This is a genomic window from Novosphingobium capsulatum NBRC 12533 (assembly GCF_001598375.1).
GTDB lineage: Bacteria > Pseudomonadota > Alphaproteobacteria > Sphingomonadales > Sphingomonadaceae > Novosphingobium > Novosphingobium capsulatum.
Genome location: NZ_BCYV01000047.1, coordinates 1 through 3,509, shown reverse-complemented (window position 1 = coordinate 3,509; position 3,509 = coordinate 1). Strand labels below are relative to the sequence as shown.

General features: G+C 61.6%; 5 protein-coding genes and 1 pseudogene. 1 reads left to right on the top strand and 5 read right to left on the bottom strand.

Features of this window, described 5'->3' with window-relative positions; genetic code table 11:
- Window positions 1-304: pseudogene (locus SCA01S_RS22660) on the top strand (SAM-dependent methyltransferase); the annotation flags it as partial.
- Here the strand turns inward: SCA01S_RS22660 and SCA01S_RS22920 are convergent.
- The 5 genes from SCA01S_RS22920 to SCA01S_RS21395 all read right to left on the bottom strand — a co-directional run.
- Complete coding sequence (locus SCA01S_RS22920; RefSeq protein WP_245652869.1) at window positions 301-666, bottom strand: methyltransferase family protein; 366 nt, start codon at window positions 664-666, stop codon at window positions 301-303. The pseudogene SCA01S_RS22660 and the gene SCA01S_RS22920 overlap by 4 nt on opposite strands.
- A 240-nt stretch (window positions 667-906) precedes the next feature.
- On the bottom strand, window positions 907-1,383 hold the full coding sequence (locus SCA01S_RS21405; RefSeq protein WP_028658266.1) for a DsrE family protein: 477 nt from the start codon (window positions 1,381-1,383) through the stop codon (window positions 907-909).
- Between the two features lie 87 nt (window positions 1,384-1,470).
- Window positions 1,471-1,581, bottom strand: coding sequence for a cytochrome bd-I oxidase subunit CydX (cydX, locus tag SCA01S_RS22005; protein WP_084391181.1), 111 nt, complete (start codon window positions 1,579-1,581; stop codon window positions 1,471-1,473).
- An 11-nt stretch (window positions 1,582-1,592) separates the two neighbouring features.
- On the bottom strand, window positions 1,593-2,741 hold the full coding sequence (gene cydB / locus SCA01S_RS21400) for a cytochrome d ubiquinol oxidase subunit II (protein WP_062788828.1): 1,149 nt from the start codon (window positions 2,739-2,741) through the stop codon (window positions 1,593-1,595).
- Window positions 2,742-2,752: 11 nt separating this feature from the next.
- Window positions 2,753-3,509, bottom strand: a 757-nt coding sequence (locus SCA01S_RS21395; protein ID WP_174544824.1) for a cytochrome ubiquinol oxidase subunit I, incomplete at its 5' end; no start/stop codon positions are given.

Sequence of the window (3,509 nt, the reverse complement as noted above, 5' to 3'; positions counted from 1 at the left end):
AGTGGTAGCGATCTTCATCCAGTTCGCTGACCCGGCCCTGCGCGCCCGGATCTTTGCCGGAATGCAGCGGGCAACCCGTCCCGGCGGCCTGATCCTGCTGCAAGGCTATCGGCCCGAACAGATCGCCTATGACACGGGCGGACCAAGCTTGCCTGACAATCTCTACAACGAGGACATGCTGCGCGAAGCCTTCACCGGATGGGACATCAAGCATCTGGCCGTCCATGACAGCGTCATCGAGGAAGGTCCGGGACACAGCGGCATGTCGGCGCTCATCGATCTCGTGGCGCGTAAACCGGCCTAAAACAGGCTCGGGAAAAAGCGCGGCGTGATCGCGCGGTAGCGGCTGTAAGCTTCGCCATAGCGCGCCAACAGGCGGCGCTCTTCAAAATGGCTGCCCACAGCCAGATAGAGACTGGCCCAAATCGCCGTGGCCAAGGCAAGTTCGTGATCCACTCTGCCCCACAGCAGCAGCAAGGCGGCGGTATAGAGCGGATGACGCATATGGCGATGCAGGCCAGCGACCGCCAGATCCTGCGCGGCATCCTCCTCGCCGCGCAGTTGTGCCCAACCGACAAATGGCCCCAGACGATAGGCCCGCAAAGCAAACAGACCCAGCACCAACCCGCAGACAACCATTCCCCAGCGTAAACTGGTCAGCCACAATGGCTGGGCAAAGGGTTGATTGCCCTGTGCCAACCATCGGCCCAGCCCCAAGACCACCACGATCTGCACGAAAGCCAGCGCATTGTAGGCAAGTCTATGCCCCCGCCCGAACAGACGACCCATACCATGCGAAGGCCCAGCCCCCGCCGTCAGGCTGTGGCATAGGGCAAAACCCGCCCAAGCACCCGCATACAGGATGTGATCTGCAAGGGTCATCACAGCTCAAGGATTCATGACCGCTCATGGATGGAGATAGACATAGCCCTTGCCCTGCAAACGCGCGATTTCAGCAACCCCGCTGGGAACGACATCATCAGGCTTCACACCATAAAGGTCCGCAGGGGTCAGCTTCATCCCCTGCATCGTATTGTTGCAGACCAGGAAGCGCACGCCCTTGGCCCGCAGCTCATCGACGGCTTTGGCAAGCTCGGCATCCTCCTTGGCCATCACGAAAAGCTTTACCCCGGCTGCAAAGTTGACAACACGGATTTCAACTTTGCCGTCCGTGGCGGCAATATGCGCGCCGATATGGCGCAACAGGCGGTTGAAATAGGCTTTGTCATCCGGCCAACCACCATCGTTCTGGTAGACCACCTTTTGAAAGACATAATAGGGCTGTTCCGCGACAGCATGCCGCCCCTTGGCGAAAGTGAGGGCTGGAAAGGCCAATCCTGCTGCGACCAAGGCCAAGGAACAGATCCTGGAAATTGCGCTCATCCCGCACCTCCTTCCAATTCCAAACCAAAGCGGCGCCGACGGGAAGGGTCGGCGCCGCTGTGTCCTGACATGCTTAACCGTGAAGGTTCAGACCGCAGGATCATCGTCTATCGGCGAATTGAATTCGTGCCACAGCCCGTTGATGATGCCAAAGCCCACCGCAAGGCCCAAACCCAGCACCCATGTAAAATACCACATGGAAGTTCCTTTCAGTAAAAGTCGGGGTTGGTCTGGACATCACGCAGAGTGATCCGCCCGCCCAGCATCTTCATCACCCAGGCCGTATAGCCCAGCACCATCGGCAGGAAGATCACCGTCACAATCAGCATGATGAACAAAGTCATATGGCTGGACGAGGCATTCCAAACGGTCAGGCTGGAGCGCGGGTCAATCGAGGACGGCAGGATGAAGGGAAACATCGACAGGCCCACCGTGGCGATGATGCCGGTAGTGGCCAGCGCGGTGCCGATGAGGTTCAGCGCACCGGATCGTTTGACGACACCCACCAGTGCAACCAATGGCCCGAGCAGCCCCAAGACCGGCGCCAGCACCATCCACGGATGCCCGCTGTAATTGGCCAACCATCCACCGGGCGCAGCGACGCTGGCCGACATCAGCGGGTTTGACGGGCCTTGGGTATTAACAGCCCCCGTCAGCGCCAGCCCCATGCCGCCTTTGGCCACCATCACCCCGCCGATCAGGAACAGTGCGATGCTGGCCAGCGCCGCGATACGGGCGATGGCGCGGGTGCGGGTCAGCACAACCCCCTCCTCGATCTTCACCGCCAGCCAGCCCGCACCATGCAGCGCCAGCATCGCCACCGAGAGCAGGCCGGTGAGCAGCGTAAAGGGCGTGAACAGACCAAGCAGCGTGCCCTCATAGGTCATGCGCAGATCGCTATCGAAGCGGAAGGGCGCGCCAACCAGCACATTTCCCACCGCCACACCGAATACCAACGCCGGCACGAAACCGCCCACGAACAGGGCCCAATCCCAGCGGTTGCGCCATGCGGCATCGGCATGCTTCGAACGATACTTGAACGCCACCGGCCGCAGGATCAGCGCCGCCAGAACGAGAAACATCGCAAGGTAGAAGCCGGAAAAGCTCACCGCATAGACGAACGGCCATGCCGCAAAAATCGCGCCGCCACCAAGGATGAACCACACCTGATGGCCCTCCCAGTGCGGGGCGATGGCGTTGATGACCAGCCGGCGTTCTTGATCGGTACGCGCGACGAAGGGCAGCAAAGCCCCAACGCCAAGGTCATAGCCATCGGTCAGCGCAAAGCCGATCAGCAGCACGCCCAGAAGCGCCCACCAGATTACCCGCAGCGTTTCATAATCGAGAGGGATATGCATATCCTGTCCCCTTATTCGGCGGGTAGCGGGGCAAAGCCCTGCGCCTGCGCGGTAAGCTCGTGGTGCTCGATCGGCCCCTTGCGGATCGCGGCGATCATCAGGCGGATCTCGATCACGGCCAGCGTGCCATACAGCGCGGTGAAGCCGAAAATCGTCGCCCACACCTGCGGCACGGTCAGCGAGGAGGCACCAAGGAAGGTGGGCAGCACGCCGTCCACCGCCCAGGGCTGACGCCCGATTTCGGCCAGCACCCAGCCCGATTCTATCGCGATCCACGGCAGCGGGATCATCACCACCGCCAGTTTTAGGAACCAGCGCTTTGAGAACTGGCAGGCCGAGGCGCAATAGAAGGCCATGCCGAAGAAGGCGATAAAGCCAAATCCCAATGCCGCCATGCCGCGAAACAGGAAGAACATCACCGGCACGTTGGGCACCGTGTCCCAGGCGGCCTTGAGGATCAGCTTGTCATCGGCGCGGCGTGGATCGGCGACATAGCGCTTGAGCAGCATGGCAAAGCCGATATCCTGCTTGTGCGCCTCGAACGCGGCGCGGGCGGCAAGGTCGGTGCGGTTGACCTTGAGCCGCTCCACCGCGTCATAGGCGATCAGCCCGCTGTGGATGCGCCCGTCGGCACGCAGCACCAGTTCCTCGATCCCGTCGATCTTGCCGGTCAGGCTGCGCGTGCCGATCAGGCCCATGACATAGGGCACCTTGACCGCAAAATGCGTGGTGCGCGCCGCCACGTCGGGCAGACCGACCAGCGTGATG